This is a genomic window from Pseudomonas sp. 2VD (genome assembly GCF_005503585.1).
Lineage (GTDB): Bacteria > Pseudomonadota > Gammaproteobacteria > Pseudomonadales > Pseudomonadaceae > Pseudomonas > Pseudomonas aeruginosa.
On sequence record NZ_SCND01000409.1, the window covers coordinates 1 to 5,008 of the forward strand.

The 5,008-nt window shown below is 68.7% G+C and carries 3 protein-coding genes and 1 pseudogene; all 4 read right to left on the reverse strand.

Annotation, left to right across the window (positions count from 1 at the left end; genetic code table 11):
- Nucleotides 1-342 (reverse strand): annotated as a pseudogene (glyA, locus tag FFS27_RS28400) (serine hydroxymethyltransferase); the annotation flags it as partial.
- A gap of 142 nt (nt 343-484) precedes the next feature.
- Nucleotides 485-3,364, reverse strand: a complete 2,880-nt coding sequence (gene gcvP, locus FFS27_RS28410) for an aminomethyl-transferring glycine dehydrogenase (protein WP_003111566.1) — start codon at nt 3,362-3,364, stop codon at nt 485-487.
- A 10-nt stretch (nt 3,365-3,374) separates the two neighbouring features.
- Nucleotides 3,375-3,758 (reverse strand): glycine cleavage system protein GcvH, encoded by a 384-nt coding sequence (gene gcvH / locus FFS27_RS28415; protein ID WP_003089718.1) that lies wholly within the window; start codon nt 3,756-3,758, stop codon nt 3,375-3,377.
- 225 nt (nt 3,759-3,983) lie between these two features.
- Nucleotides 3,984-4,907, reverse strand: coding sequence for a LysR family transcriptional regulator (locus FFS27_RS28420; RefSeq protein ID WP_003089722.1), 924 nt, complete (start codon nt 4,905-4,907; stop codon nt 3,984-3,986).
- Nucleotides 4,908-5,008 lie beyond the last annotated feature (101 nt).

A 5,008-nucleotide genomic window follows, 5' to 3' on the forward strand; every position in this document is an offset into this window, starting at 1 on the left:
GTCGCCGGCGTTGAGCAGCGCCAGGTACACCGCGGCGTTGGCCGAGGAACCGGAATGCGGCTGGACGTTGGCGTAGTCGGCGCCGAACAGCTGCCTGGCGCGGTCGATGGCCAGCCGCTCGACCTTGTCGACGTGTTCGCAGCCGCCGTAGTAGCGCTTGCCCGGATAGCCCTCGGCATACTTGTTGGTCAGGCCGCTGCCCTGCGCCTGCATGACCCGCTTGCTGGCGTAGTTCTCCGAGGCGATCAGTTCGATGTGGTCTTCCTGCCGCCGGTCTTCGGCGTCCATCGCGGCGAGCAGTTCGTCGTCGTAGCCCTGGAGCTGGTCGTGCTTGCTGAACATGGCGCTGGCCTCTTGTCGTGTCGGTGTCAGGACGCTCGCTGGCGCGAGCGTGGCCGCGGCGCCGCTACGCAAGCGCGGCGCCGGGAAAGGGGTATCGCCGGAAACGCGAGGACGCCGCCGCTGGCGGCGCCCTCCTCGTCCGTCACTCCTCGCTGTACGCCTCGATCGGCGGGCAGGAGCAGGTCAGGTTGCGGTCGCCGTAGACGTTGTCGACGCGGCCCACCGGCGGCCAGTACTTGGCCTCCACCAGGCTGGCCAGCGGATAGGCGGCCTGCTCGCGGCTGTAGGCATGGTTCCATTCGCCGAGCAGTTCGGCGGCGGTGTGCGGCGCGTTCTTCAGCGGGTTGTCTTCCTTGTCCAGCTCGCCGCGTTCCACCGCGCGGATTTCCTCGCGGATGCGGATCATCGCGTCGCAGAAGCGGTCCAGCTCGGCCTTCGACTCGCTCTCGGTGGGCTCGATCATCAGCGTGCCGGCCACCGGGAAGGACATGGTCGGCGCATGGAAGCCGAAGTCCATCAGGCGCTTGGCCACGTCGTCGACGCTGATCCCGCTGCTGTCCTTGAGCGGACGCAGGTCGAGGATGCATTCGTGGGCGACCAGGCCGTTGCCGCCGGCGTAGAGCACCGGGTAGTGCTCCTCCAGCCGGTGGGCGATGTAGTTGGCATTGAGGATGGCCATTTCCGAGGCGCGCTTGAGGCCTTCGCCGCCCATCATGCGGATGTACATCCAGGTGATCGGCAGGATGCTCGCGCTGCCGTACGGCGCCGCGCTCACCGCGCCTTCCTTGCGCTCGCCGCGAGCGTGGCCGGGGAGGAACGGCGCCAGGTGCGCGCGCACGCCGATCGGGCCGACGCCCGGGCCGCCGCCGCCGTGGGGGATGCAGAAGGTCTTGTGCAGGTTCAGGTGGGAAACGTCGCCACCGAACTTGCCCGGGGCGCACAGGCCGACCATGGCGTTCATGTTGGCGCCGTCGATGTACACCTGGCCGCCGCAGTCGTGGACGATGGCGCAGATCTCGCGGATCGCTTCCTCGAACACGCCATGGGTGGACGGATAGGTGATCATCAGCGCGGCCAGGCGTTCCTTGTGCTCGCTGGCCTTGTTGCGCAGGTCCTCGACGTCGACGTTGCCGCGCGCGTCGCAGGCCACCACCACCACGCGCATGCCGACCATGCTGGCGGTAGCCGGGTTGGTACCGTGGGCGGAGGACGGGATCAGACAGATGTCGCGCTGGCTGTCGCCGCGGCTCTGGTGGTAGGCACGGATCGCCAGCAGGCCGGCGTACTCGCCCTGGGAGCCGGCGTTGGGCTGCAACGACACGGCGTCGTAGCCGGTGGCGGAACAGAGCATCGCCTCCAGTTCGTCGGTGAGCTGGCGGTAGCCTTCGCTCTGCTCGGCCGGGGCGAACGGGTGCAGGTTGCCGAATTCGGCCCAGGTCACCGGGATCATCTCGCTGGCGGCGTTCAGCTTCATGGTGCAGGAGCCCAGCGGGATCATCGTGCGGTCCAGCGCCAGGTCCTTGTCCGCCAGCTTGCGCAGGTAGCGCATCAGCTCGGTTTCCGAGTGATGGCGGTTGAAGATCGGGTGGCTGAGGATCGCCGACTGGCGCAGCAGCTCGACCGGCAGGCGGTCCCCGCTGCTGGCGGCAAGGGCGGCGAAGTCCGGGAGCGCCTGGCCCTCTTCGGCCAGCAGGCCCCAGAGGGTCTCCACATCGGCCTGGCGGACGGTCTCGTCGAGCGACAGGCCGAGACGGCCGGCATCGATCTCGCGCAGGTTGATCCCGGCGGCGCGGGCCTTGGCATGGATCGCCGCGGTACGCGCGCCGGTGGCCAGGCTCAGGGTGTCGAAGAAATGCTTCTGCTCGACGGCCACGCCCAGGCGCTCCAGGCCGGCGGCGAGGATCGCGGTCAGCCGGTGGGTGCGCCGGGCGATGCGCAGCAGGCCCTGCGGGCCGTGGTAGACGGCGAACATGCTGGCGATGTTGGCCAGCAGCACCTGGGCGGTGCAGATGTTGCTGGTGGCCTTCTCGCGGCGGATGTGCTGCTCGCGGGTCTGCATGGCCAGGCGGTAGGCCGGCTTGCCGTGGCGGTCGATGGAGACGCCGACCAGGCGTCCCGGCATGTCCCGCTTGAAGGCGTCGCGGGTGGCGAAATAGGCCGCGTGCGGGCCGCCGAAGCCGAGCGGCACGCCGAAGCGCTGGGCGCTGCCGATGGCCACGTCGGCGCCGAACTCGCCCGGCGGGGTCAGCAGGGTCAGCGCCAGCAGGTCGGCGGCCACCGCGACCAGCGCATCGACCGCATGGAAGCGGCTGACCAGTTCGCGATAGTCGACGATCTCACCGTCGCAGGTGGGGTATTGCAGCAACGCGCCGAAATAGGCGGAGAAGTCTTCGATGGCGCTCTCGTCGCCGACCACCACCTCGATGCCCAGCGGCTCGGCACGGGTGCGCAGCACGTCGAGGGTCTGCGGGTGGCAATGGCGGGAGGCGAAGAATGCCTGGCTGGTGCGGTTCTTCGACAGACGCTTGCAGAAGGTCATGGCCTCGGCGGCGGCGGTCGCCTCGTCGAGCATCGAGGCGTTGGCGATCGGCAGGCCGGAGAGGTCGCTGACCAGGGTCTGGAAGTTCAGCAGCGCCTCCAGGCGGCCCTGGGAGATTTCCGGCTGGTACGGCGTGTAGGCGGTGTACCAGGCCGGGTTCTCCAGGAGGTTGCGCAGGATCGGTGCCGGGGTGTGGCAGTTGTAGTAGCCCTGGCCGATGAAGGAACGCAACGCGCGATTGCGCGCGGCGATCGCCTTCAGGCTGGCCAGCGCCTCGGCCTCGCCCATGCCGGCCGGCAGGTCGAGCACGCTGCTGCCCTTGATGCTGTCCGGGATCACGTTGCCGATCAGCGTGTCCAGCGAGTCGTAGCCCAGGCGCTGGAGCATGGCCTGGGTGTCGGCGGCACGCGGGCCGATATGGCGGGCGATGAATTCGTCGTCGGTGCCCAGGTCGATGGCGCCGAGGTTCAGGTTATCGGTCATGACGGGATCCTCAGGCGTCGGCGTTGGCGTTCAGCAGGCGGTCGTAGGCGGCCTGGTCGAGCAGCTTTTCCCAGGCGCCGGCGTCGGCCGGACGGAAGCGGAAGAACCAGGCCTCGCCGAGCGGATCCTGGTTGACCAGCTCCGGGGCGTCCGGCAGCGCGTCGTTGATCGCCACCACCTCGCCGTCCAGCGGCATCAGGATGTTGCTGGCGGCCTTGACCGACTCCAGCACCGCCACTTCACTGCCGGCGGCGTGTTCGCCGAGCTCCGGCAACTGCACGAATACCACGTCACCGAGGGCGTCCTGGGCGTAGGCGGTGATGCCGACGGTCAGCAGCCCGTCGTCGTCCTGGCGCAGCCATTCGTGGTCGGTGGTAAAGCGCAACTTGCTCATGCTGGATCCTCATTGTCAGCGGGTCGCCCGGTCGGGACGGGACTTTGTTCTGCGGCAGCCCGTAGCAAGCAGGGTGCCAAGCGGCCACGCCCCGTGGCGACAGGGCCGCCATGGAACGCTTTCGTTACAGACCCGCCGGACATTTCCCGAACCAGAGCGCAAACGCCTGATAGCAAAGGTTTTTCCTGCAATCGGAACGAATTCGTTCCACTCGTAACCGAAGCGTTACAGCCGATGGCACAGCCCCTGTCGCTGCAAGCTGGCGCGCAGGTGCTCGAGGAACGCGCGGACCTTCCGCGTGTTGCGCCGGTGCCCCGGATAGAGGACATGGATGGAGGGCCCGAACGGCCCCGGGTCGAAGTGGTAGTCGCCGAGCAGGCGCACCAGCCGCCCTTCGCCGAGCAGCGGCGCGACACTCCACTGCGGACAGAACTGCAGGCCCAGCCCGGCCAGCAGGTGGGCGAGCAGGAAGTCGTAGTTGTCGCTGGCCAGTCGCGGGCGCGGCTGGTCGATACGCTGGCGGGCGCCGTCGCGTTCCATCCACCAGAAGTTCTGGTTCAGCGAAGGGTGCTGGAAGACCAGCCAGGCGTGCCGCTCGAAGTCCTCCGGGCCTTGCGGCGCGGGTTGCCGCGCCAGGTAGGCGGGACTGGCGCAAAGCACGATCTGGTTCGGCGCCAGCGGCCGCGCCACCAGCCCCGGCAGGTCGATGGGGCCGTCGCGCAGGCCGAGGTCGTAGCCGCCTTCACTGAGATCGAGGAAGGTTTCGTCGAGGTCCACCCGCAGGCTGATCCTCGGATGCGCCTCGAGGAAGCTGGCGCAGGCCTGCTGGAGGAACGCCGCGGCGAACGACGGCGGCGCGGCGAGACGCAGTTCGCCGCGCAACTCCGACTCCAGCAGTTCGATCTCCTGCCCCGCCGTGCGCAGCGTTTCCAGGGACTGACGAGCCGCCTCCAGGTAGATCTGCCCGGCCTCGGTCAGCGCCAGGCTGCGGGTGGTGCGCTCGAACAGGCGGGCACCGAGTTCCGCTTCCAGGTGGGCGACGGCCTTGGTCAGCGCCGAGGGCGTCTTGCCCAGGCGCTCGGCGCCACGGCTGAAGCTACCGGTTTCGGCAGTGGCGACGAACATCGCCAAGGCATTCAATTTGTCCATCGACTCCTTCCGTTCCGGCACAAGTGTTGTGCGCCGCGCCCGGTTCTGCCGGGCCGGCGCTTTGGCTAGTCTCGCCTTGCCCGGGCCACGCTACACAAGAC

What these genes read in the sequence shown, in the direction of transcription:
- gcvP (WP_003111566.1), bottom strand. Translation starts at nt 3,364, where the DNA reads ATGACCGATAACCTGAACCTCGGCGCCATCGACCTGGGCACCGACGAC.
- gcvH (WP_003089718.1), bottom strand. Translation starts at nt 3,758, where the DNA reads ATGAGCAAGTTGCGCTTTACCACCGACCACGAATGGCTGCGCCAGGAC.
- FFS27_RS28420 (WP_003089722.1), bottom strand. Translation starts at nt 4,907, where the DNA reads ATGGACAAATTGAATGCCTTGGCGATGTTCGTCGCCACTGCCGAAACC.